At 37.2% G+C, this 23,960-nt stretch carries 22 protein-coding genes and 1 riboswitch; of the genes, 7 read left to right on the forward strand and 15 right to left on the reverse strand.

Annotated features, from left to right (window positions below; genetic code table 11):
* Positions 1-2: 2 nt before the first annotated feature.
* Genes AN957_RS25850 through AN957_RS25860 form a run of 3 tightly spaced genes read right to left on the reverse strand, consistent with a single transcriptional unit; the run spans position 3 to position 1,967 of the window.
* Complete coding sequence (locus AN957_RS25850; RefSeq protein WP_245637817.1) at positions 3-524, reverse strand: methylated-DNA--[protein]-cysteine S-methyltransferase; 522 nt, start codon at positions 522-524, stop codon at positions 3-5.
* Positions 517-1,425, reverse strand: coding sequence for a DNA-3-methyladenine glycosylase family protein (locus AN957_RS25855; RefSeq protein WP_379999706.1), 909 nt, complete (start codon positions 1,423-1,425; stop codon positions 517-519). Before AN957_RS25855 ends, AN957_RS25850 begins: the two co-directional genes overlap by 8 nt.
* A gap of 14 nt (positions 1,426-1,439) precedes the next feature.
* Positions 1,440-1,967, reverse strand: coding sequence for a bifunctional transcriptional activator/DNA repair enzyme AdaA (locus AN957_RS25860; RefSeq protein WP_053478832.1), 528 nt, complete (start codon positions 1,965-1,967; stop codon positions 1,440-1,442).
* A gap of 566 nt (positions 1,968-2,533) precedes the next feature.
* On the opposite strand from AN957_RS25860, the gene AN957_RS25865 reads away from it, so the two are divergent.
* The gene (locus tag AN957_RS25865; RefSeq protein WP_053478407.1) at positions 2,534-2,809 is read left to right on the forward strand and encodes a hypothetical protein; all 276 of its coding nucleotides are present in this window, start codon (positions 2,534-2,536) and stop codon (positions 2,807-2,809) included.
* Between the two features lie 238 nt (positions 2,810-3,047).
* Here the strand turns inward: AN957_RS25865 and AN957_RS25870 are convergent, their stop codons facing one another.
* The 5 genes from AN957_RS25870 to AN957_RS25890 form a co-directional block, all read right to left on the reverse strand.
* A complete protein-coding gene (locus AN957_RS25870) occupies positions 3,048-4,316 on the reverse strand; it encodes a cytosine deaminase (RefSeq protein WP_056686922.1) in 1,269 nt (422 codons plus the stop codon).
* On the reverse strand, positions 4,306-5,583 hold the full coding sequence (codB, locus tag AN957_RS25875; RefSeq protein ID WP_053478405.1) for a cytosine permease: 1,278 nt from the start codon (positions 5,581-5,583) through the stop codon (positions 4,306-4,308). The genes AN957_RS25870 and codB overlap by 11 nt, the downstream gene beginning before the upstream one ends.
* Positions 5,584-5,887: 304 nt before the next feature.
* Positions 5,888-7,183 carry a glutamate/aspartate:proton symporter GltP gene (gltP, locus tag AN957_RS25880; RefSeq protein WP_053478404.1) on the reverse strand — a complete coding sequence of 432 codons (1,296 nt, stop codon included), beginning with the start codon at positions 7,181-7,183 and terminating at the stop codon, positions 5,888-5,890.
* 143 nt (positions 7,184-7,326) lie between these two features.
* Complete coding sequence (locus AN957_RS25885; RefSeq protein ID WP_053478831.1) at positions 7,327-8,217, reverse strand: response regulator; 891 nt, start codon at positions 8,215-8,217, stop codon at positions 7,327-7,329.
* A gap of 11 nt (positions 8,218-8,228) precedes the next feature.
* Positions 8,229-9,497 carry an ATP-binding protein gene (locus AN957_RS25890; RefSeq protein ID WP_053478403.1) on the reverse strand — a complete coding sequence of 423 codons (1,269 nt, stop codon included), beginning with the start codon at positions 9,495-9,497 and terminating at the stop codon, positions 8,229-8,231.
* Positions 9,498-9,807: 310 nt separating this feature from the next.
* Between AN957_RS25890 and AN957_RS25895 the strand changes: the two genes are divergently transcribed.
* From AN957_RS25895 to gnd, 5 genes are all read left to right on the forward strand, one after another.
* On the forward strand, positions 9,808-10,296 hold the full coding sequence (locus tag AN957_RS25895) for a GyrI-like domain-containing protein (protein WP_056686925.1): 489 nt from the start codon (positions 9,808-9,810) through the stop codon (positions 10,294-10,296).
* Between the two features lie 446 nt (positions 10,297-10,742).
* Positions 10,743-11,474 (forward strand): GntR family transcriptional regulator, encoded by a 732-nt coding sequence (locus AN957_RS25900; protein WP_056686928.1) that lies wholly within the window; start codon positions 10,743-10,745, stop codon positions 11,472-11,474.
* Complete coding sequence (gene gntK / locus AN957_RS25905) at positions 11,467-13,011, forward strand: gluconokinase (protein ID WP_053478401.1); 1,545 nt, start codon at positions 11,467-11,469, stop codon at positions 13,009-13,011. Before AN957_RS25900 ends, gntK begins: the two co-directional genes overlap by 8 nt.
* Before the next feature lie 15 nt (positions 13,012-13,026).
* Positions 13,027-14,373 (forward strand): GntP family permease, encoded by a 1,347-nt coding sequence (locus tag AN957_RS25910; protein WP_053478400.1) that lies wholly within the window; start codon positions 13,027-13,029, stop codon positions 14,371-14,373.
* A gap of 107 nt (positions 14,374-14,480) precedes the next feature.
* Positions 14,481-15,881 (forward strand): decarboxylating NADP(+)-dependent phosphogluconate dehydrogenase, encoded by a 1,401-nt coding sequence (gnd, locus tag AN957_RS25915; protein WP_056686929.1) that lies wholly within the window; start codon positions 14,481-14,483, stop codon positions 15,879-15,881.
* A 225-nt stretch (positions 15,882-16,106) separates the two neighbouring features.
* Here gnd and AN957_RS25920 read toward each other — a convergent pair whose 3' ends face one another.
* From AN957_RS25920 to AN957_RS25950, 7 genes are all read right to left on the reverse strand, one after another.
* Entirely contained in the window at positions 16,107-16,739 is a 633-nt protein-coding gene (locus tag AN957_RS25920) for a queuosine precursor transporter (RefSeq protein ID WP_056686932.1), read from the reverse strand.
* A gap of 14 nt (positions 16,740-16,753) precedes the next feature.
* Entirely contained in the window at positions 16,754-17,254 is a 501-nt protein-coding gene (queF, locus tag AN957_RS25925; protein WP_053478397.1) for a preQ(1) synthase, read from the reverse strand.
* Positions 17,255-17,380: 126 nt separating this feature from the next.
* Positions 17,381-17,427: riboswitch (PreQ1 riboswitch) on the reverse strand.
* 83 nt (positions 17,428-17,510) lie between these two features.
* Positions 17,511-18,341 (reverse strand): phosphonoacetaldehyde hydrolase, encoded by an 831-nt coding sequence (gene phnX / locus AN957_RS25930; RefSeq protein ID WP_056686933.1) that lies wholly within the window; start codon positions 18,339-18,341, stop codon positions 17,511-17,513.
* Positions 18,334-19,431: a 2-aminoethylphosphonate--pyruvate transaminase gene (locus AN957_RS25935; RefSeq protein ID WP_056686936.1), complete on the reverse strand. Its 1,098-nt coding sequence runs from the start codon at positions 19,429-19,431 to the stop codon at positions 18,334-18,336. The genes phnX and AN957_RS25935 overlap by 8 nt, the downstream gene beginning before the upstream one ends.
* 20 nt (positions 19,432-19,451) lie before the next feature.
* Positions 19,452-20,426 (reverse strand): extracellular solute-binding protein, encoded by a 975-nt coding sequence (locus AN957_RS25940; RefSeq protein WP_053478394.1) that lies wholly within the window; start codon positions 20,424-20,426, stop codon positions 19,452-19,454.
* Positions 20,426-22,075: an ABC transporter permease subunit gene (locus AN957_RS25945; RefSeq protein WP_053478393.1), complete on the reverse strand. Its 1,650-nt coding sequence runs from the start codon at positions 22,073-22,075 to the stop codon at positions 20,426-20,428. The genes AN957_RS25940 and AN957_RS25945 overlap by 1 nt, the downstream gene beginning before the upstream one ends.
* Positions 22,068-22,820 carry an ABC transporter ATP-binding protein gene (locus AN957_RS25950; RefSeq protein ID WP_056686938.1) on the reverse strand — a complete coding sequence of 251 codons (753 nt, stop codon included), beginning with the start codon at positions 22,818-22,820 and terminating at the stop codon, positions 22,068-22,070. Before AN957_RS25950 ends, AN957_RS25945 begins: the two co-directional genes overlap by 8 nt.
* 236 nt (positions 22,821-23,056) lie before the next feature.
* On the opposite strand from AN957_RS25950, the gene AN957_RS25955 reads away from it, so the two are divergent.
* Positions 23,057-23,818 (forward strand): DeoR/GlpR family DNA-binding transcription regulator, encoded by a 762-nt coding sequence (locus AN957_RS25955; RefSeq protein WP_053478391.1) that lies wholly within the window; start codon positions 23,057-23,059, stop codon positions 23,816-23,818.
* Positions 23,819-23,960: the final 142 nt, after the last annotated feature.

A 23,960-nucleotide genomic window follows, 5' to 3' on the forward strand; every position in this document is an offset into this window, starting at 1 on the left:
CATTATTCTTTCTTAAAAGATTTTTCATGCTGGAGCAGCCATTCTTTTCTCCATAACCCGCCTGCATAGCCGGTCAATTTTCCATTGGAGCCGATAATGCGATGACACGGGATGACAATGCTTAATTTGTTTTTTCCATTTGCACTTCCAACTGCTCTGATTGCTTTTTCATTTCCGATTGCAACCGCTATATCTTTATAAGAGCCTGTTTTCCCATAGGATATAGTTGTTAACGCATTCCAAACATCCTTTTGGAAGGCTGTTCCCTCAAATACATAAGGAAAAGTAAAATCATGGCGCTTCCCGTTAAAATATTCATCAAGCTGCTCATAGCAATCCAGCAACACTTTAGGTGTATCGGCTTTCTTGAAATTCACTAGTGTCTCCGAATCAGAAAACAAAATAGAATAAATTGCTTCGTCACTGCCTATTATTTCAAGTACTCCAACCGGAGATTCGTAGTCTAGTGTATATAAAGCGGGACTCAGGGACCTGTCCCTCCGTTCCATTTGCTGATTATTCATATAAGGACCTCCATAGGTAAAATGTTGCGTATGCTTGCCAGCCTTCCCAATTTGTTGCTATTTGATTAATTTCTTCTATTGTCGGCTTTCTTTCAAGCCCCATTTGCTCCTTTAGTGCATTATGCAGACCGACATCTGCGATTGGAAAGGCACACGTATAGTGTAAGCACTTCATCAGCACATAGTCTGCTGTCCATGCTCCTACGCCTCTAATCACCATTAATGATTGTTTCGCTTGCTGAAAATCTTGTTTCTTTAGCATGCTTTCCTTTGTTATTTCTCCATTTGACATCGCCTTTGCAACACCAATGATATACTCAGCCTTCCTAGTAGTAAATTGAAGCTTCTTCAATTCCTCAACATCTATTTCTGCAACTTTTTCAAATGAGGGAAATAACCAAAATCGCTCGCCTTCAAATGACAGTCCTTCACCAAAGGATTCTACAAACCGTTTCTTTAAAGAATAAGCAAAGGGTAAATTAATTTGCTGTCCAATAATTGCCCAAGCAAGAGCTTCAAACAAATCAGGCATACATACCACCCGAAGCCCAGCATATTTTTGAACAAGCGGCTGCAAAACCTCACTTTTACAAGCTACCTCATAAAAAGATGATAAATCCTGTTCAAGATCAAACCATTCCCATACATACATAGCTGCTTCTTTACGTGCACTTTCAGATGGATGACTTATCGGAAATTCAACATACAGCACATGTTGATCATACCCTATTTTTAATAAAATGGATTCCTCTCCTACTTTAATAAGCTTATATAAAAATCCATTCATCACCCTGTACAGCACCTCTTGATCTGACCTGCACAAAAACACTAAACATTCTTTATAGTTAAATTCAAGTGGCGGATATATTTCAATATAGTATTCATGGTCCATCCAATTCACTTATTCGGTCTCCTTTACCTATCAAGGTCTCGATATTCACTTGGTGAACAACTTTTTAACCGCCGAAAAACCCGATAAAAATTAGATGGACTTTGGAATCCAACCTCATAGCAAATTTCTAGATTTGTTTGATCTGTGCTTATAAGTAGATACGCTGCTTTATCCACTCGAATTTTTTCCAAATAGGTTCTTGGTGTTTCAGCTGTTTCCTGCTTAAATAGCCGTTCAAGATAATAAGGACTGACACCTACATGATCGGCAATATCCTGTAATACAAGCTGTTGTTTATAATGATTCACTAAAAAAGTAATTGTTTTTCTTACCAGCCCAATATGCGGAGAATGCTCTACTTCTGGCTGACATCTCTTGCATGCACGAAAACCAGCTTGCTCAACCTCATTGATATCCAAATAAAAGGAAACATTCGTTTTCTTTGGTTTTCTAGATCTGCATGAAGGACGGCAATAAATCTTGGTCGTTTTCACGGCTGTATAAAATAATCCGTCATATTTTCGGTCACAGGCGATAATTTTCTCCCACATTTCATCGAATGAAAGACAGATAATAGCCACCGATTGATCTCCTTTCCCATTATGGGCAATATGAAGAACCCTTCACATCCTCTCCCGCTCTAAAGCATGACTAATTCAAGCTTATTACATTTGTCTCACTTAGGTAAAGAGGAGGAATTATAGAGGATACTATTGTGTATTTCATTTTATCAATGTGGCAGCAATCATTTCATCCTCATTCTTGCTCTTATGGTCTGAGCTAGGAAAAAAACTCTACACTAAATTCTTTTAATTTCCCAGTCTTCATAATGAGTTTTTATAGAATTATGAGAGGTTATTATTTGGGGCAAAAAATGAGGGGATTTTATTATCGTGCTAGATTGAGAGAATGGCAGCTAATTTTCTAAAAGAAATTTATCTAATTTTATTAAACTAACATCTTTAAAAATAATAAAGTAATATTAATTATAGTATGTAATTTTTAAATTTTCTAAATTCTATTGACATATATCCATAATATCTTTAGATTTATAATATATATAGTAAAATTTCCCTATATAGATATTTATTTCTAAAAACGGGAGGGAGTGAAAATTATGAATAATGAACAAACACACACAGTTATAGTGCAAAAGGCTGAAGGTAATGGTTTAGCCGTTGCTGGATTAGTGTTAGGTATTATCGGAGTCGTATTAAATATAATTCCATTTTTACCTTACATCCTAGGGGCATTAGCCATTATTTTTGGTGGTGTAGGGATGATGAAGTCAGTAAAGAGAGGCATGTCGATAGCATCGATTATTTTGGGTGTTGTTGCAATTGCTATGAAATTTTTATTTTGGATAGGCATAGCTTCATTAAGTTCTGTATAATTATTTTTTTGCTATCATTTTATCCTTTGTAGCAGGTAAAACTATTAAAATTTAGATTAAAATAATTTCAAAAGAAACCTAAGACAAATAGAAAAAAAGCCCCCCAACCCGGTAATCAAGCTATTACTAGGTTGGGGGGTTATATATTAAGTAAAAAATGTGCTACTTTAATATTTTTCTGACAGATTCCTTGTTTCTATAAAATCAGCTGGGACAATGAACCTGTCCATCTGTCCCATTATCTATTAAAATTTACGCTTTCTTTTGACTGGTTGAGTGTTATGCTTGTTTCACTTGGTTTTGTTTCTGCGATTATTTTTCCGTTTCTGAAGGAATATCTTACTGAAGCCTGCTTGCGAATTGCTTCATATTCGTTTTCTGCAGATAGCACGATAAAGTTCGCTGGTTTTCCTTCTTCTATTCCGTAGACTTCTTCGATTTGCAGTGTTTTCGCACTATTACTTGTGATTAAATCAATCGAATTTACAATTTGTTCGTAGCCCATTAATTGTGAAGCATGAATCCCCATATGCAATACTTGGAGCATATTGCCTGTTCCAAGCGGATACCATGGATCAAAAATATCATCATGACCAAAACAAATATTTAGCCCTGCCTCTTGAAGCTCTTTGACTCTTGTCAGGCCTCTTCTTTTCGGATACGTATCAAATCGCCCTTGTAGATGAATATTGACAAGTGGATTCGATACAAAGTTAATAGACGATAGCTTTAATAATCTAAATAGCTTATATGTGTATGCATCATTATATGAACCCATTGCTGTTGTATGGCTTGCTGTTGTACGAGCACCTATTCCACGCTCATATGCCTCTTTTGCTACCACTTCAACAAAACGCGATTGTTCATCATCGATTTCATCACAATGAATATCCACTAATCGATCATATTTTTCTGCTAGGTCAAATGCCTTTTTTAATGATTCCACTCCATATTCGCGAGTAAATTCAAAATGAGGGATGCCTCCAACTACATCTGCTCCCATCTTCAACGACTCTTCTAGCAGTTCAACTCCGTTTGGGTAAGAAAGAATGCCCTCCTGCGGAAAAGCAACTAATTGAATATCTATATAAGGAGCCATCTCCTCTTTCACTTCAAGCATGGCTTTCAATGCTGTAAGCTTTGGATCTGTTACATCTACATGTGTACGGACATGCTGTATTCCTTGAGCGATCTGCCATTTCAACGCAGTTTTCGATCTTTTCTTAACATCTTCAAATGTTAATGTTTCTTTTCTTTGTGACCATCTTTGGATCCCCTCAAACAAAGTACCGCTTTGATTCCACTCCGGCTCACCTGCCGTTAAAGTTGTATCTAAATGGATATGTGGTTCAATAAAAGGAGGAAGAACAAGAGCTCCCTCTACATCAAGGATTTCATGACCAGAAACCTCTTCCAAGGTTTGTGCCACGTTGCTTATCTTTCCGTCTTGGACAACAATATTCCATAATCCATCTTTTCCTCTAAGCTTTGCTTGTTTAATAATCATTTATTTCCCCGCCTTTTCTAATATCCAAATGGTTCACAACTTCTTCATGTTGTGGGATACACTTCATTAAAACAGCATAAAGAATCGCCGTACCTAAAAGTCCATTAATCGGCGGGATGCCCGGAATCAAGTTCGCTGCAGCCACTCCGCCTACCCATGCAATAATCGCAAGCCAATTCACCGCTTTAAATTTCATTTCATTAAACGGCTTATACTTTCCACGCTTTAACAAGAAATAGTCGACTAATACGATCGCTCCAATGGAAGGCAAGGTAGATCCTAGTATAGTTAAAAAGCCAACAAAGTGATTATATAGCCACATCGCTGTGATTGTCCCAACTGTCCCGTTAAATACAACGATCTTCTTTTTAGAGATTTTTGTGATATTGGCGAATCCTAAACTTGAAGCATATAAAGCATTTTCATTTGTCGTCCAAATATTTAAGCCGAGTACAATAATAGCTGGTATAATTAATCCTTGTAAAAACATCACATCGGATATATCCGATTTATTATAGACAATCGCTCCTACTGCACCAAATAAGAACATTAATGAATTTCCGAGAAAGAAAGCAATAACTGTTGAAACTACCCCAGAGCGTGCAGTCTTTGCAAACCGGGCAAAATCGGGAGTAAGTGTCCCACCACTGATAAATGAGCCGATGCAAATGGTTATAGCCGTTGCCAGTCCCATTGCTTCAAGTGGCTGATAATCCAATAGACCTTGAATTCCACCAGCTGTCTCTGTAGCTTCTAAAACAGAGTAGCTTCCTAAAATAGCTATAGAAGGTACAGCAACAACTCCTAATATAGCTAGTGCTTTAATTCCATATATCGCTGTGATTGTCATTAAAATTCCTGAAACGATAATCAAAAAGTAAACATTAAGCCCTGTTGCCTTTTGAACCGGCACGGCAAACATGGCGACTCCTACACCAAACCAGCCGACTTGTGTAACACCTAGCAAAAGAGAGGATAAATAGGAACCTTTTTCACCAAAAGCATATTTAGTCAGCAAATGAGTCGATAATCCAGTTTTCGCCGCAATGTGCGCTAATGCACCTGTATAGATTCCAAGAATTAAATTACCTGCTAGTACAATCCAGATAAAATTGATAAATGATAGACCGTTCCCTAGCGTTCCGCCAGACCACATACTTGCTGAGAAGAATGTAAAGCCAAGCATAACAGCGAGAATCTTCCAAAACCCCGTTCGATGTTCCTTTGGTACAGGCTGTAGTGAAAACTCTAAATCTATCTTTTCCATGCATATTCCTCCAATTTTGTGTTGAAATTGGTCCTCGAATAAGCTCGGACAAAACAAAAAAGGGTTTATCGCCATATCTGACAATAAACCCCTTTCGTTCACAATAAACACAGGCTGCCTATATATACGCATCCCATGAATGATTGTTAACTTCCGCTGTCCTTGTCAGCCTCTCTGGACTGAATTAAAGGTACCAATATTTAATTGACTTTATTATTGCAGGAAACTACTTTATTGTCAATATCAGCTTTTCACTATGTTTATACAATTAAATAGAATCCTATAGTTATAAGAGTTAATTTAGCTACGCTTGAACCGTTTCCTCTGGTTGATTAATAGATGAGTAGTACTCTACCTTTTTCTTAGAGTCAAATCGGCCTTCCCATTTAGACATGACAACAGTAGCCAGTGCATTGCCGATCACATTTACGACTGTGCGTGCCATATCAAGAAGTCTGTCAATTCCCGCAATAAATGCAAGACCTTCTAAAGGAATTCCTACTGTTCCCAGTGTTGCTAGTAAAACAACAAAAGATACTCCTGGTACACCAGCGATTCCTTTAGATGTAACCATCAATACTAATATTAATGTAATTTGCTGCGTAATACTTAAATCAATATTATACATTTGCGCAATAAACAGTGCCGCTAGCGCCTGATATAGCGTAGACCCATCCAGGTTAAAGGAATAACCTGTTGGAACAACAAAAGAAACAATATCTTTCGGACATCCGAATTTTTCCATCTTCTGAATGACTTTAGGCAATACAGTTTCCGAACTAGAAGTTGAATAAGCTAATAACAGCTCATCCTTCAATACTTTGATCAGATGGAAAATATTAATGCCGACCAGCTTCGCAATCCCGCCAAGTACAACAACAATGAAGAATGCCATCGTTACATAAACGAGAATCATTAATTTTCCTAATGGAAGTAAGGATTCCAATCCGAATTTAGAAACCGTTACACCAATTAAAGCAAATACGCCAAATGGGGCAAACTTCATAATCATGTTTGTCACCCAGAACATCGCCTCTGCCATTCCCTCAAAGAATGCAAGCACTGGTTTCCCCTTTTCACCAATGGCTGCAATCCCTAAACCGAATAACACGGAAAAGAAAATAATCGGCAGCATATCGCCTTCAGACATCGATTTAATCACGTTACTTGGAACGATGTCGACAAGGATATCCAAAACCCCGTGGCTTTCACTTTGTACTTCTTCTGTCGTTTCAACATATTGGTCAATGTTCCCCTTTGAAAGAGACGACATGTCTATCCCATGACCAGGCTGAAAAATATTTGCTGCCAATACACCAACAATAATGGCAATCGTTGTAACAACTTCAAAATAGATCAGTGTTTTCCCGCCAAGCTTCCCTAGCTGTTTGATATCTCCAGTTCCAGCAACACCTAGAATTAAAGTAGAAATAATGATTGGCACAACAATCATCTTGATCATATTAAGGAAAATCGTACCAATAGGCTGTAAATACGTTTCTACTGCAGGATTTCCGTAGAAAATGGCTCCAATAATAATCCCCAGTACCAGACCGGTAAGTATTTGATATGCCAAAGAAAATTTAAACTTTTTCTTCATCAAGAAGTCACCCCTTTTATACGAATGAAAACGCTTTCTCTAGCTGAGATAGCTTATTAAAATAATTTTATGGGCGACTTACTCAATCCTACAAAATCCGACAATTATATTTTTTAATAATTTTAAAATGAGCCATTATTTAACTAATTCTGGTTGTATTTTTCCAGTGTTTCAAGATAAAGCACTTGAAGAAATTTTTTGCTATTAATTTTTATCCTTACTACCTCCTCTTTTCCTTCCTGGATAAATATCATTTGTTTTCTTATTTCCTGAAAGTCAAAGTATCGTGGGGCATAATATTCAAACTCATGATTCGTATAATCAATAGCCCCTAATGAAGCCAAATTATTCGTTGCTGTAAGAAGTGTTCTGCGAATTCGCTGTTCCATTGCTTTACTTTCTTTATTTATATCTGAATCAGCAAATCCTTGTTTTTTAGATACAGCCTCATATAAATCTTTTAAAGGCGGCAATTGAGAAACCTTGTGTTCCTGGCTCATCAGAAACTCAATGATCGCTATAATATCATCACTTCCCGCTTCCCCAATGATTCCCATGTCATTTAAAATCGTTAAGACAATTTCCTTTACACTTGGCTGCCTTTTCATTTGATTCACCAATCCGATATTGGCTAATGATTCCTGAATCGTTAGCAGCGAACCTCTTAGCCGAAATTGTTCTGCTGTTTTCTTTAAGATACTTTGCACTTCCACACGATTGATTGGCTTATGAATAAAAAACTCTATTCCTTTTTCATATGCCTCCCCTACCATTTCTTTGTTTTCAATCTGGGAAATCATAATAAATTGGCCCTTAAACCCTTTCTTTCCCAAAAGCTCAATCGTTTCAATTCCATCCAACTCCGGCATTAGTAAGTCGATTAAAACAACATCCGGGTTAATTGTAAGGATGGTTTGAAGTCCAGAGGCACCGCTTTCTGCTTCACCTATGACAACTCCCAAATCTCCATCTATAATTATATTTTTCAGCATTGTTCGGCTTGCTGGATCATCATCTACAATGAAATAACGCAGAATCATTCAACTCACTTTCGTACATTTTTTATTGGAATGCGAATTTGAAAAACCGTTCCCTTAGTAGAAGTCTCCACTTGGATTTGCCCTTCTAACTTTTGAACAATTTCGCTGACATGGGATAGTCCAATCCCTGTTGCAGCAACACCATCATCATCAAATTTTGTTGTATACCCCGGTTCAAAAATAATGGATACATCCTCTTCCGCAATTCCTTTGCCTGTATCTTTAATAACAAAACAAATATGTGTCGACTCATCCTTTATATCAAAATGAATTTCCCCGGTCTCCGTTATCGATTCGACCGCATTGGCAGTCAGATTATTTAATAAAGCAAGAAGCGGAATAAGCTGACTGGTCTCAAAATCAGCAGATAAATTCACATAAAAGGTGATCTTTTTCTTTAACATTTCACTATATTTTTCATTTGCCATCACGACAAGGTTCAGCACATCTGCTAGAAAAAGAGTGTCACTATTTTTTCTTCCCGTTACTTTCGTAAGCCCGGCTAAAATCCTTTGTGAATCCTTTTTCACTTCATGGATTTCTTGCGCAATGCGAAGAGCCTGAACACTTAATGGGTGCTGCTCAAGCTTTTTTAATTTTCGATATAAATCAAAGCTCTCAGCAGTTATTTGCTCAATATGGTTCATTGATTTCTGCAAGTAGAGCACTTCTCCATATAATTCAGATCCGACCTCAAGCATCTCTTGCATTCTTTTCTTTTGTTCTGAAACCGTAATGGAGCTGTATAATCCTACAGCAAAATAGCTGCGGAACAATGCCACTCCAAATAATAGTATCCAATCCCTGAAATCATTCGTTTGATGCAGCAGCCCATGTCGCATGATGTATTCTAAAACGTTTCCGATCAATTCAAACAGGGAAGCCCAGGCTCCCAAAATAAGCGGAAATGTTTTATACCGTTCGATTTTAATTGTATGTAAACCAAGTGCAAATACAAAATAAAATAGTAGGGCCGGCAAATGACTAAGGAAACTTACCGAAAAAGATATATCACTTAAAAAATAATCCTCGATTAAACGAAAGCCAACAACGGTTATCCCTGTGACAATCCCTGTACGTATAAGTGAAACCGGAGGCCAAATAAGAATAAGCAGAAAAAAGGTGATGCTTCCAAGACCAAAACGAAAAACCTCTCCATCGAAGGGCACTACCTTCACTTCACTTAGAATTGACGTCAGTAAAGCAATAATAGCTACTATAAATCCATCCGTTTGATAAAAATGCTTACTTACATATTTTTTTGAAAAAGCCATTGAAATCTCCTGATTGCACTTTTTTTAATCATTATATCATCTCTATTTTCTCTTAAATATTCCTTATTAACAAACCTTGACTCTGACCTTAAGGTATCCCTCATAGTTACATTTGAAAGAATTATAAAATCAATATTTCCCATTTATAGAAGGAAAAGAAAAAAAGAAAGAGAAATTTAATCTTATAGGAACTGCTTTTTACCTTTCACCTCTTAGACCCCACATACGAATCCCTTTTTGCAGAATTGAAATCACAGATATGTACGGCTATTTAGAATGAATCATAGTAAATGAGAAAGGAGAGTTTCACATGATGGAACCAAAAGTAATGAAAAAGGAAGCATTTCATGTAATTGGTTATCAATTTGAAGCAAATCTGCGGGGAATAGAAGAAGGAGATCTAGGAAAGAAAACATTGGCTAGATTACAAGAAAATGCCGGAAGCATTCTGAATAAATGCGGCAATCACGTCTATTTAGTTCAGCTATATCCTATGAAGGAAGACTTTAATGCCTTTGAGGATAAATTCACTCAAATCATTGGCTATGAGGTATCTAATGCAATTGATGTCCCTGAAGGAGCCATTCTCCACACCATTCCGGAGAATTTCTATGTCACTTATACTCATCAAGGACCTGAAGCAGAATTGTATAAAACTTATGATTACTTATACGGGAAATGGCTAAGGGAAAACGGCTACGCACCCATTAGATATGATATGGAACGATGGGATGAACGATACAAGCCAGATGATTCCGATAATGAAATTGATGTATTTATTGCTGTTCAGAAAAAGTAAGAGGAAGAATTTTGATCGTACATGTTTTAATAAGAAATGAAAATTATGTTCATATTACATTCATTTTGCAAACAAAAACAAGGAAAAGAACTCCTTAAATTGCTCCTCTCCTATTCTAATCAATCATAACCATCAATTGAAAACAAAGAGAATAAAACATGACAATACGCCGTGTCCAATATGGACAAGGCGTATTGTCATGTTTTCATGTTTTTTTATAGGGTATCAGCTATAAGCCTTTCTTGATCAAGTTCGAGTATTTTCGCCAATATAACATAGAATATGAAGGAAAACGTCAGGCAGGAATTCTACATTATTCATTACATATAACAATTAAATTTCCAAAATATGCATAGAAGCAGACGAATTAAAAGCGTTTGCACAATTATAAATCTCAGTTATAATACTTGTATACAAGTATACCTTAAAAATAAGAAGGTGATTTTATGACTGAACCCAAAGAATTTCTCTATCCAGGAAAATGGCTTTCTAAAGCTTCGGCTGGTGATCGTGTAGCATGTGAGCTTCGAATGCAAATTATTTCCGGCTTAATTGAAAGCGGTACCATCCTTTCTGAAAATAAATTAGCAGCTGATTTTGCTGTGAGCCGCTCACCCATTCGTGAAGCATTAAAAATACTTGCTTCGGAAAATATGATTCGATTAGAAAGAATGGGTGCCGTCGTTATCGGCTTAACAGAAAAAGAAATTGAAGAAATTTACGATGTACGTTTACTAATAGAAACGTTTGTGTTTGAACGACTTGTCAAAATGGATATTCATGAGTTAGTAAATGAGCTCAGCAAAATCCATGAAATGATGAAAGTAGCCATCAAATTCCAAGACGCTGATGAATTTTCTTATCAAGATGTCTTATTCCATGAAACAATTATTCGTGCCATTAATCATTCCTATATGCTGATGATCTGGAATAATTTAAAACCCGTTATGGAATCCCTCATTCTTTTATCGATGCGTGCTCGCTTTAAGGAAAAATACGAAGACTTCCCACGGATTTTGGAAAATCATGAGCTGTATATTGAAGCAATAAAAACGAGAGATCGAACGCTGATGATTAAATCCCTGCACCAAAACTTTGATGATGTCCAAGGAAAGATAGAGGATTTATGGATGTCTCAACAAATGCTATCTAAAGGAGCCGAGCTAGAAGATGAGTAACTATATGTTAGGTATAGACATCGGCACGACAAGTACGAAAGCTGTTCTATTTACTGAAAAGGGAGAGGTCATTCAACAAGAGAATATTGGTTATCCCCTTTACACACCGGATATTTCTACAGCTGAACAAGACCCTGAAGAGATTTTCAAAGCTTTCTTACAAGCTATTTCGAATATAACGAAGAAGCATCCGCAAAAAAAGCTATCGTTTATTTCATTTAGCAGTGCCATGCATAGTGTCATTGCGATGGATGAACATGACCATCCACTGACCCCTTGTATTACTTGGGCAGATAATCGCAGCGAAGCATGGGCACATAAAATAAAAGATGAGTTGAATGGACATGAAATATATAAACGGACAGGCACACCCAATCATCCCATGTCACCATTAACAAAAATTGCTTGGCTTGTGAATGAGCATCCTGAAATCGCTGTCAAAGTTAAAAAGTATATTGGAATTAAAGAATACATCTTTAAAAAGTTCTTTGATCAATATGTTGTCGATTACTCTCTTGCTTCAGCGATGGGCATGATGAATCTCAAAACACTGGATTGGGATGAGGAAGCTCTCGCAATTGCTGGTGTAACACGTGCCCAATTATCTATGCTTGTACCGACAACCAAAATATTTCAGAACTGTCACCCTCATTTAGCAAAGCAGATTGGGATCAATCCGCAAACCCCATTTATTATTGGTGCAAGCGATGGTGTGCTTTCTAATCTAGGGGTAAATGCAATAAGAAAAGGCGAGATTGCGGTAACAATAGGGACAAGCGGTGCCATTCGAACGATTATTGACAAGCCGCAAACAGATGAAAAGGGCAGAATATTTTGCTATTGCCTCACCGAAAAGCATTGGGTAATTGGCGGACCAGTTAATAATGGGGGGATGATCCTCCGCTGGATAAGGGATGAATTTGCCTCTTCAGAAATTGAAACAGCAAAAAGACTAGGTATTGATCCTTATGAGGTATTAACGAAGATCGCTCAGCGTGTTAGACCAGGTGCTGATGGATTATTATTTCACCCTTACCTTGCAGGTGAACGCGCACCACTTTGGAATCCGAATGTGAGAGGTTCATTTTTCGGTCTCACACTTTCACATAAGAAAGAACATATGATACGTGCAGCATTAGAGGGTGTCATTTACAATTTATATACCGTATTTTTGGCTTTAATGGAATGTATGAATAGCCCTGTTACCCGAATTCAAGCAACTGGCGGCTTTGCTAGATCTGAGGTTTGGAGACAGATGATGTCTGATATCTTTGAATCTGAAGTAGTCGTTCCTGAAAGCTATGAAAGCTCTTGTTTAGGTGCTTGCATTTTGGGGCTTTATGCGACAGGCACAATCCAGTCATTTGAAGTAGCAACTGAAATGATTGGCAGCACTTTTAAGCACACACCAAATGAGGAAGCTGTTAAAGAATATCGACAATTACTGCCGATTTTCATCAACCTTTCTCGAGCATTAGCAAATGAATATACACAAATTGCCAGCTATCAACGCGGCTTAATAGACACAAATAAATAATTAGGAGGGGCGAACATGCCATTATTCATTGTAGCCATTGGGATCATTGCATTACTGATTTTAATAATGGGACTAAAATTAAACACCTTTATTTCATTAATAATCGTATCTTTTGGCGTTGCTTTAGCCCTTGGAATGCCACTAGAGGAAATTGTTAAAACGATTGAAGCAGGATTAGGAGGAACGCTTGGCCATTTAGCATTAATCTTTGGACTCGGGGCCATGTTAGGGAAATTAATCGCTGATTCTGGAGGAGCCCAACGAATTGCGATGACCCTCGTCAACAAATTTGGAGAAAAAAATATTCAGTGGGCTGTCGTTGTTGCCTCATTCATTATTGGGGTAGCATTATTTTTCGAAGTGGGATTAGTTTTATTAATTCCAATCGTTTTTGCCATTTCAAGAGAATTAAAGGTATCCATTTTGTATCTTGGAATACCGATGACTGCCGCTTTATCTGTCACCCATGGTTTCTTGCCGCCGCATCCGGGACCAACCGTTATTGCTGGTGAATACAGTGCAAACATTGGTGAAGTATTGCTTTACGGTTTTATTATTGCTCTTCCAACAGTTATTTTAGCTGGACCTATTTTTACGAAAATTGCTAAAAAAATAGTCCCTGCATCATTTACAAAAACAGGTAATATTGCTTCCTTAGGAGAGCAAAAAACGTTCAAACTGGAGGATACTCCTGGATTTGGCATTAGTGTTTTTACTGCTATACTTCCAGTTATCCTCATGTCGATCTCAACCATTATTACTCTTCTTCAAAAGACAATGGGCTTTGAAGACAATAGTTTTCTAGCTGCGATCCGGTTTATTGGCGAAGCTGGTACCGCCATGCTGATTTCCTTATTAGTTGCCGTTTATACAATGGGTCTGGCAAGAAAAATTCCTATAAAAACGGTTATGGAATCATGTACCACAGCTATTACACAAATTGGGATGATGCTGTTAATTATTGGGGGCGGCGGTGCCTTCAAACAAGTATTAATAGATGGCGGTGTAGGTGACTATGTGGCTGAATTATTCGGTGGTACTTCCCTATCACCCATTTTACTCGCTTGGATCATCGCAGCCATCTTACGGATTTCCTTAGGTTCTGCAACAGTTGCTGCTTTAACAACTGCTGGTTTAGTTATTCCAATGTTAGGACAATCTGATGCTAACCTTGCTTTAGTTGTACTTGCAACAGGCGCGGGCAGTTTAATTGCTTCCCACGTAAACGATGCAGGTTTCTGGATGTTTAAAGAATATTTTGGATTAAGCATGAAGGAAACGTTTGCCACATGGACATTACTTGAGACGATTATTTCTGTAGCTGGATTAGGATTCATTCTACTCCTAAGCTTATTCGTATAATTTTTTTCTAAAGGCAATATAAATTTATCCTTTCTAGGCAGTAAAACCTCTCGATTGAAATCGGAGTTTTACTGCCTATTAATCTAAGTTAAAAGGAGCTCAGAAGAATGTTCAATACAATCGGTATTATTGGTTTAGGCGTAATGGGCAGTAATCTCGCTTTAAACATGGCTAGTAAAGGAGAACAAGTAGCCGTTTATAACTATACGAGGGATTTAACCGATCAGCTTGTTCAAAAAAGTGAAGGACAGGGAATCCATCCATACTACGAAATCCAAGACTTTGTTCAGTCATTAAAAACGCCAAGAAAAATCTTTCTTATGGTTACAGCAGGCAAACCGATTGATTCAGTGATTCGTTCATTAATGCCTGTTCTTGAAGCAGGCGATATCATTATGGACGGCGGGAACTCTCATTACGACGATACAGAACGCAGATACGATGAGCTGAAGTCTAAAGGAATTGACTATTTAGGAATTGGGATTTCCGGTGGCGAAGTCGGTGCTTTAAAGGGACCTTCTATCATGCCAGGCGGGGATAAAGAAGTATATGAGAAAGTGGCTCCCATTCTTACAAAAATAGCAGCACAAGTGGACAACACCCCATGCTGTGTTTATATTGGTCCAAAAGGGTCTGGTCACTTTGTAAAAATGGTACATAACGGGATCGAGTATGCAGATATGCAATTAATTACAGAAGCGTATACATTTTTAAAAGACAGACTCCATTTGAGCGTTCATGAAATTGCAGACATTTTCGACACATGGAACCAAGGAGAACTAAATAGTTATTTAATCCAAATCACTGCAGACATTTTAAGAAAAAAAGACGAATTAACAGGATTGCCCCTCATCCATGTCATTCTTGATAGAGTAGGACAAAAAGGAACAGGAAAATGGACAAGTGTTCAAGCGATTAATAACGGAATCCCTTCTTCTATTATTACGGAATCATTATTTTCAAGATATCTATCCTCTTTAAAAGAAGAACGATTGACTGCAGAAAGCATCCTAGCTGACCCAAATATGAATCAGCAGCCATTAGATAAAGAGGTTTGGATTGAGTATGTTAGACAAGCGTTATACATGGGAAAGGTTTGTGCCTACACACAAGGGTTTACACAATATAAAATGACTTCTGAACTGTATGGCTGGGATTTACCTTTAAAGGATATCGCCCTCATTTTCCGTGGCGGCTGCATTATTCGTGCAGAATTTCTCAATGTCATTAGTGAAACATATCAGTCTCAGCCAAATTTGGCGAATTTGTTAATTGCACCGTATTTTGCTAAAAAAGCAAAGGCATATCAATCAGGCTTGCGTAAAGTACTTTGCGAGGGCATTAACTCTGGGGTCTCATTCCCTTGCTTAAGTGCCTCACTCACTTACTATGACAGCTATCGCACAGGCACATCTAATGCCAGCTTATTACAGGCACAACGCGACTACTTCGGTGCCCACACTTATGAAAGAAATGACAGAGAAGGGATCTTTCATACAGAATGGTAGGGACATGTGGACAGGTTTACTGTCCCAGGTAAAAGCAAGACAGATTCCTGCATAAAACGCAGCGTCGGTTCCCTTCTAAATAGGATATTACAGCCTCTAGGTTTAATTCAAATGAATATTTAGTCATAGAAAAACTGCACCTCCAATCGTTTAGATGTATCTAGCAATGGGGGTGCAGTTCAATATGGAATGGACTATTTCTACTAATTTTTTCACTCAAAAATATTAAATTTCCTTTTGAACGATAGATGTTGTTTCTTGTCTCCTAATAAGATGAACCAATAAATAAACAAGCGGAGTAACAAAAATCGATGCAAAAAACTTAAAAACATATTGGGTTAGAATTAGGCTTCCTAGGATAGCAACAGGCATTGTTCCATAGAAAGCAATCGTAATAAAAATAGTTGTATCGACCAATTGACTCAGCATGGTGGAGGCATTATTACGAAGCCAAAGTTTTTTCTGTCCATGCTTGCTCTTTAATCGATTAAATACAAAAACATCTAGATTTTGACTAATCGCATAAGAAATTAGACTCGCGATAATCACTCGAAAGCTTCCGTTTAGGATTGTTTCGAAGGACTCCTGGTTTTTAAATACGGGAGCTGCTGGCAAATGAATCGCAATTGTAATAAATAGAACGGCTAGAACTTGCATGATCAAACCAGCATGAACTGTCTTCTGCCCTTCCTTTTTTCCATAAACCTCGACAATCACATCGATAATTGGATACGTAAAAATATAGATAATAACAGCTGCTGGCAAGATCGCAAAGTCCCCAATACTAAATAGCTTAACAGCCACAATATTAGCCAAAATTAAAAGCCCGACATATATACCATTTAAATATAAAATCATGTCCTTTACCTGCCTTATCGATTATCTACTTTTTCAGGATAGAGATCATGGTTCATCAGCCGATGATTCGCCATCTCTTCATATTTCGTGCCGGGTCTCCCATAATTGCACCATGGATCAATCGATATGCCCCCGCGCGGTGTGAATTTTCCCCAAACCTCAATATACCGTGGATCTAGTAATTTAATTAAATCGTTCATGATAATGTTGACGCAATCCTCATGAAAATCACCATGATTTCTGAAACTGAATAAATAGAGCTTCAGAGACTTACTTTCCACAATTTTCTTATCTGGGATGTACGAGATGTACATCGTTGCAAAATCAGGCTGACCTGTTATGGGGCATAAGCTTGTAAATTCCGGGCAGTTAAATTTTACAAAATAATCCCGATTAGAATGCAGGCTATCGACCGCCTCCAATACCTCAGGTGCATAATCAGATCGATATTGTGTTTGCTGATTGCCTAAGAGTGTTAAATCCTTTAATCCTTCTTCCAGCTTGCGTCCAGACATAAAAAAGCCTCCTTGTAAAATGTTTCCCAACACTTTTCAAAAGAGGCTCGTTCAACCATTCTATTGCAAACAAATAGGATAAAACAAAAAAAGCCATGTCCTATTATGGACATGGCGTATTGTCATGTATCCATAGTTTTTTATAGAGGGTATAAGCTATGAACCTCTCCCGATCAAGTTCGGGTATCTTTTCAATATAATATAGAATGCAGCGGAAAACGTCAAATAGAAATTTATGTAATGTACTATGCTAAATCTACTCGATCTTTTCAACTCTTGTATATGGTCTTTTCCCTTCTGCAATAAGGTGGTTAATCCTCTCGACTAACTGCGGCAATTCACTTATTGATTTCATTGTAAAATCGGCCCCATTTTGGATAAAGGTTTGTTCGGTTTTAGCGATAGCTGTTTCTTGGTCTATCTTTGATAAAGCATTAAATTCATCTAAGCTTAAACCTAGTTCAGAGCTTCCTATAATGACACCAACTGACCAAACCCCTGCATTAACCCCTTCTTTAATATCTGAAACCGTATCACCCACTTTGATAACCTTACACACAGCAGAAAGTTTCAATGCCTCCATATTACGATAAATCATATAAGGATACGGTCTTCCAAGAGAATTTGTTCCATCAGGAGTTATATAGAAATCAGGACTATAGCTTTTACTAGCTGCATGAGGAACAACAACATCCATCATTGATTGGGTATACCCTGTTGTCGAACCAACTTTCAGCCCCATCTCCTTCAACTTTTGTACTGTCTCTACCACCCTAGGAATGGGATCCGTATATTCTTTTAAGGAGGACATTAATGCAGGCTCAAATTCGGCATATAAATCCTCTACATCTTGCTCATTGAATCTTCTCCCAAACTTAGCTTCCCATAATCCGGAAACCCTTGGCATCATTAGCATTTCACGAATATGATCAATCTTTAGCATGCCCATGGGTGCTCTTGCCTCTTCCATCGTTACATCAATGCCTGCATGTTTAAAAATATCAATAAATACATTTACAGGAGCAAAACATCCAAAATCAACAGTTGTTCCAGCCCAATCTAAGATAACCCCTTCAACTTTATGCATGCTGGCATCCCTCCAGATATTCCTCAATAATATTACATAATGCCTCTATATCTTCTTCATAAATTTCCCCAATATTGCCAATTCGGAATGTATCCACATCTGTCAGCTTTCCTGGATAAAGGACAAATCCTCGTTCTTTCACATACAAATAGAAATCTTCAAAGCAGAATTGTTCGCTTGGGAAAAGAAAGGTTGTAATGATCGGTGACTGTTTTTCTGCTGTAATATACGTGTGAATGCCAATCCTTTCAAGTCTATCCCGCAAAATTTGGTTATTATTTTGGTAGCGGTGATGTCTGGCTGGGATCCTGCCTTCTGCAAGCAATTCATCAATAGCTTTCGAAAAGGCAGCTACAACATGCGTTGGGGATGTAAATCGCCATTTCCCGTCCTTGTCCATTTCCTTCCATTGATCAAATAGATCTAATGATAAGCTCCGAGCATTTCCTTCACAAGCTGCAAGTTTATCCCGTTTGGCAATAACAAAGCCAAATCCCGGAACCCCTTGAATACATTTATTCGCACTGCTAATTAGATAATCAATTCCAAGTTCAGGAATATTTATATCTATCCCTCCAAAACTACTCATTGCATCGATGATTAACGTTTTGTCGTATTCCTTTGATAATCTCGATATCATCTCCATCGGATTTAAAATGCCTGTCGTTGTTTCACAATGAACCATAACCAAATGGGTAATCGCTTGATCTTCTTCTAAAATCTCTTTAATTTCATCTTCATTTGGGTACTCATTATAGGCGGCACGATATTCACGGTAATTAAGCCCTATATAGTGTGCGATTTTTACAATCCGCTCTCCATAAGCACCGTTCGTCACAATGAGAACCTTATCTTCATCCGAAACGGCTGATGTCATCACAGATTCAACCGCAAATGTCCCGCTTCCTTGCATAAGCACAACCGAGTAATCTTGCTGCGATACACCAGCTAATTCAAGCAGCTGTATACGAATCTTTTGCGTAATTCCTTTATAATCATCATCCCAAGTGCAGCGGTCATAAAGCATTTCCTCTTTCACTGTACGAGAAGTTGTCAGCGGACCCGGTGTCAAAAGCTTATAATTATGCATGTTCCTTCACACTCCAATTATTATTTTGCTGAATTAAAAAATGCTTGGTGCTGTTCCAATAACTTTACTGTTAACGGTTGGGCGAATGTCATCGAATGAGCTGGCTTGTTCACCTCATCAACTGTCTCCCCTTTGTAAAGAGCAACCGGATAGGATGACAATAATTCCTTCCTTGCATCGCTAATAATTACCTCTGCCATCTTCATAGCTAAATCTGTTGTTTCACCCTCTTTATCAATAACAGCAATCGATTCGGTAAGAGAAAAGTTGCCTTCCACTGGATCGACATAATCAATCGGTGCACCTGATTCCTTTGCTTGGACCGCTTGATGGCGAAGTCCAAAACCTGCCGCCACTTCTCCAGCCTGGACTTTTTTAATTGGACCTGAGCCAGAGCTTTCTAAGTGTGGGCCCACATTAGCAATCAACTCGTGAAGAATCGTTTTTCCTTCTTGTTCCCCGTACTCACTTATAATCGCTTGGATTAACAGCCAGCCTGTTGAAGAATCAACGATATTCGGAATAGACACTAATCCTTTAAATTCTGGTTTTGTTAAGTCTTTAATAGATGTTGGTGCTTCCAGCCCTTTTTCCTTCAGTACTTCCGTATTGACAAAAATGGCACCTGAATTGGATAAAATCGGCGTATAGAAGGATGGATATTCCTCTAATGCCTTCGCATCAAAAGCTAAATCTTTAAACATCGAATGCTCCTCTTGTGAGCTTTCAAGAAAATAAGAACTCATTGTCACTAAATCAGCTTCGATTTCCTTACCCTCTGCTATTAACTTCCCGCCTAATTCAGACGTTCCTAACGATTGAAAAACATACTCTCCCTCATAGCCAGCCTTATTTAAGGCATTTTCCATTGCCGCAACAGCTTCTTCATCCCCATTCGTATAAATAACGACTTCCTCTTCTTTTTGACTGTTACAACCTGCTAACGCAATCACAAAACCTAAAGCGAATAGAATCAGGATCATTTTTTTCATCATTATGCCGCCTCACTTTTTCTATATATTTTTTTACCATTTACTACTTGCCTTTTCTGCAAATAATCACAAAGGAATTTGATTAATAGATTAGTAAAAAAGATGAGTAAAGATAAAACAAATATTTCATTGAATTTTGCAAAATGCTGCAGTTCTTTAATTTTGCTCGCAACTAATGAAGTTTGAGCTGTAACTAGAAAGATAATTCCACTAATCGTTACCATTGAGTTGATAAAATAGTAACTAAACATCTCAATAACAGTAGATACTGAGTTTGGCAGAATGACCCGATAAATGGTCTTAATCCAGCTATCTCCAAGTAACTCTCCCGTCGTTTCCCAAGATCGATTCATTTTAGATAAAGAGTTTTTGGCCATTAAATAGGGAGTAGTAAAATAGTGAACAATATTACATAGGATGATGATGATAAATGTTCCTTTTAAACTACTGCCATTAAAAAGAAGCAAATACGATAAGCCAAGCACCATACCTGGAACAGTATTTGTAATCATTGAAACGATATCGATTGCTGTTCTTCCTTTTAATTGTGTGCGTACATTTAGAATTGCAGAACTGTAGGCAATAACAGTGCCAATAATGGCTGTTAAAATAGAAACTACAAATGAATTTTTATAAACAGCTACTAAATCACCCGATTGAAACACATTCAAAATATGCTTAAAGGTAAACGATAGATTATAAGGAAAACTATTAAGAAATGGCGCAATAAACATAACGGCAAAAATAGACAGCATCCCTAATAAAAAGATCGATGAAATCATTGCTAGAAAAGTATCCCGATATTTATTTTGCGTCCACTCTATGTCGGTAATCTTTTCGTATTGAAAGTTAAATTTTTCAAGGAAGTATAACAGAAAAACGCCTAGCACTGCTGGTAATAACATAAGAACGGCAATGACAGCCCCATGATTAAAGTCAGGAATGGACCCTAGCATTACTTGATACAGTTGGGTTGAAACAACAGAGTACGTTCCCCCAACTGATGCAGGGATTCCGAAATCTGTAAAGCTTAAAATAAAGGAAAGAACAAAGGCACCGCCTAAGGTTCCGATTAATGGACGAACAATCGTATTCGAAAAGCTTCTTAACGTCCCATCACCCATTAACTTGGAAACGATGATAAATTTCTTATCAACATATTTAAAGGAATTATTAATAAGAAGAAAGGAAGCTGGCAATGTATAGATCACATAGCCGATTAATAAACCATTAAAGCCGTATATGTCAAAAAATCCATGGCCGATTATCTTTGTTATTAACCCTTGGTTTCCAAATGAATACATAATAGCAAATCCATATGTAATCGTAGGCAGGAGCATCGGGAGAATAATTACCGTTCCAATCACTCTTTTTAGTGGCTGATAGATTCTCGTACAGTTAATCGAATAAGCCAATGTAAATGCTAGAATAGTCGTTATCACCGCTGTCGCACTTGAAACTTTGAAACTATTTCCAATTGACTCTATTATCTCTTTATTCGACAGAACCGAAAGATAATTGGAAAGATCAAACCCGCTGCTCGTTTCAAAGGATCGAATAAATAACACGGACAGAGGCAATAGGAGAAAACCAGCAAATAATAATGCTAACAGGAAATAAACGATGCGCATTTCTGGTCTTACATTAGGCATACTTCTCACCAAATAAATTGAATATATTTTGCCGCTTTATTTGTAGCTGTTTTAAAATAAAATCCTTTACAAAATCATTACTTGGCTGATTGATAATCTCCCTAGAAGTACCAAACTGCGAAATATTCCCCCGATTAATAATTAATACCTTATCAGACAGTGTTAAAGCTTCTTCCGGATCATGCGTAACAATAATTGTTGTAAGCTTATACTCTTTTGCAATGGATTGAATACGCTGTTTAATTGATTCCTTTATTACCCCGTCCAGTGCGCTCAGCGGCTCATCTAATAGCAATATTTTCGGCTTTGTAACCAGTGTTCTTGCAAGAGCAACTCTTTGTTTTTGCCCGCCTGATAATTCCCCTATTTTCTTTGTTAAATGCGGCTTTAATTCTAAGAAATCGATATATTCCTGAAGCTCCTTTTCAGAATCCATTCCCTTCTTATTTCTTAACCCATAAACAATATTTTCATAGGCATTTAAATGAGGAAAAAGTGCATAGTCTTGGAAAACAATATTAAATTCCCGGTCCTTCATTGGTACATTGCTTACATCCCGCCCATTAAAAATGATTTTTCCTTCATCCATTTTTGTTAATCCGAGAATGATATTTAATAATGTTGTTTTTCCGCTTCCGCTTGGACCTAGTAGGGAAACAATCTCGCCAGTGTTTATTTCAAGATTTATATTTTCTAAAACGATCTTTTGATCGAATTGTTTGCTTATATTTTGCAATTTCAGCAAACGGCTCACCTCCCTAAATACAACTTCAGTATAAAAATGATATGTAAATTTGAATAAAGATTTTTGTATAGTTTATGTAAATTTTGCCTATATCTTTACTAACTTAATACCAAATCGTTACTAACTTTCGCTGTTTTCCTTATTGTCATTTATATAAATCTATTGAGTACGCCGAGATTTATCAGTAAACTGGAATTACTATAGCTGCATCTAATTAAATTTAAATGGGTGAAAATATGTTTCCACTTGAAAGGCAAAAAAAAATTATTGATTTATTAACGATAAAAAAAGTCCTTAAAATATCTGAACTAACGGATAAACTAAACGTTTCCGTTGATACACTTCGCAGAGATTTAAATCTCCTTACGAAACAAGGGAAAATTGAAAAGATTTATGGTGGGGTTAAGATAGTAGAATCAAAATTTGGTGAATCTGCGATCGATGAACGGATGATTAGCCACTTAGAAGAAAAAGAGAGCATTGCGAGAACATGCAGTGAATGGATTAACGACGGGGATTGTATATTTATTGATAGCGGCTCAACAACTTATCAAATTGCAAAATACATTAAAAACAAGAAAAACTTAACTGTCGTAACAAATTCCATTCCTGTAATAACCGAGCTGATGAATACGGATGTTGAACTAATCATCATTGGCGGAAAGATAAGGAAAAATGAGCAATCTGTTGTAACCTTTGACTATTTATTTAATTTTAATGAATTAAATATATTGAAAGCATTTATTTGTACAAGCGGCATTACGCTTGAAAGAGGTATTTCCGACTATAATGTTGAAGAAGCTCTTACCCGGAAAAAAATCATTGAACGCTCCAAAGAAATATACGTTGCTGCCGATAGTACAAAGTTCGGAAAAGATGTCACTATTGCAATAGCTCCTATTGAGCAAATTAATTACATTATTACGGATGAAAACGTTAATAAAGATTTAATTAATGAATTTAGACATACGAACACTGAATTAATTATTTCAGAATAATCTATAGGTCAATAGATCGTATGTAAATAACAAAAGCTAAAAGATTACTTTATTGAAAAAAGTGACAGTTAAATAAATATCTATACGTAGTACTCTTGGGAAGATCTATTGGCATTGGCAAAGATTAATTATATACTTACCA

The sequence above is a fragment of the Cytobacillus solani genome (assembly GCF_001420595.1).
In the GTDB taxonomy this organism is placed as follows: Bacteria; Bacillota; Bacilli; order Bacillales; family Cytobacillaceae; genus Cytobacillus; species Cytobacillus solani.

Bases quoted from the DNA above. Each gene is read 5' to 3' on its own strand.
- AN957_RS25850 (WP_245637817.1), bottom strand. From the start codon at position 524: ATGAATAATCAGCAAATGGAACGGAGGGACAGGTCCCTGAGTCCCGCT.
- AN957_RS25860 (WP_053478832.1), bottom strand. From the start codon at position 1,967: ATGTGGGAGAAAATTATCGCCTGTGACCGAAAATATGACGGATTATTT.
- AN957_RS25865 (WP_053478407.1), top strand. From the start codon at position 2,534: ATGAATAATGAACAAACACACACAGTTATAGTGCAAAAGGCTGAAGGT.
- AN957_RS25870 (WP_056686922.1), bottom strand. From the start codon at position 4,316: ATGATTATTAAACAAGCAAAGCTTAGAGGAAAAGATGGATTATGGAAT.
- codB (WP_053478405.1), bottom strand. From the start codon at position 5,583: ATGGAAAAGATAGATTTAGAGTTTTCACTACAGCCTGTACCAAAGGAA.
- gltP (WP_053478404.1), bottom strand. From the start codon at position 7,183: ATGAAGAAAAAGTTTAAATTTTCTTTGGCATATCAAATACTTACCGGT.
- AN957_RS25890 (WP_053478403.1), bottom strand. From the start codon at position 9,497: ATGGCTTTTTCAAAAAAATATGTAAGTAAGCATTTTTATCAAACGGAT.
- AN957_RS25895 (WP_056686925.1), top strand. From the start codon at position 9,808: ATGATGGAACCAAAAGTAATGAAAAAGGAAGCATTTCATGTAATTGGT.
- AN957_RS25900 (WP_056686928.1), top strand. From the start codon at position 10,743: ATGACTGAACCCAAAGAATTTCTCTATCCAGGAAAATGGCTTTCTAAA.
- gntK (WP_053478401.1), top strand. From the start codon at position 11,467: ATGAGTAACTATATGTTAGGTATAGACATCGGCACGACAAGTACGAAA.
- AN957_RS25910 (WP_053478400.1), top strand. From the start codon at position 13,027: ATGCCATTATTCATTGTAGCCATTGGGATCATTGCATTACTGATTTTA.
- gnd (WP_056686929.1), top strand. From the start codon at position 14,481: ATGTTCAATACAATCGGTATTATTGGTTTAGGCGTAATGGGCAGTAAT.
- AN957_RS25920 (WP_056686932.1), bottom strand. From the start codon at position 16,739: ATGATTTTATATTTAAATGGTATATATGTCGGGCTTTTAATTTTGGCT.
- queF (WP_053478397.1), bottom strand. From the start codon at position 17,254: ATGTCTGGACGCAAGCTGGAAGAAGGATTAAAGGATTTAACACTCTTA.
- phnX (WP_056686933.1), bottom strand. From the start codon at position 18,341: ATGCATAAAGTTGAAGGGGTTATCTTAGATTGGGCTGGAACAACTGTT.
- AN957_RS25935 (WP_056686936.1), bottom strand. From the start codon at position 19,431: ATGCATAATTATAAGCTTTTGACACCGGGTCCGCTGACAACTTCTCGT.
- AN957_RS25940 (WP_053478394.1), bottom strand. From the start codon at position 20,426: ATGATGAAAAAAATGATCCTGATTCTATTCGCTTTAGGTTTTGTGATT.
- AN957_RS25945 (WP_053478393.1), bottom strand. From the start codon at position 22,075: ATGCCTAATGTAAGACCAGAAATGCGCATCGTTTATTTCCTGTTAGCA.
- AN957_RS25955 (WP_053478391.1), top strand. From the start codon at position 23,057: ATGTTTCCACTTGAAAGGCAAAAAAAAATTATTGATTTATTAACGATA.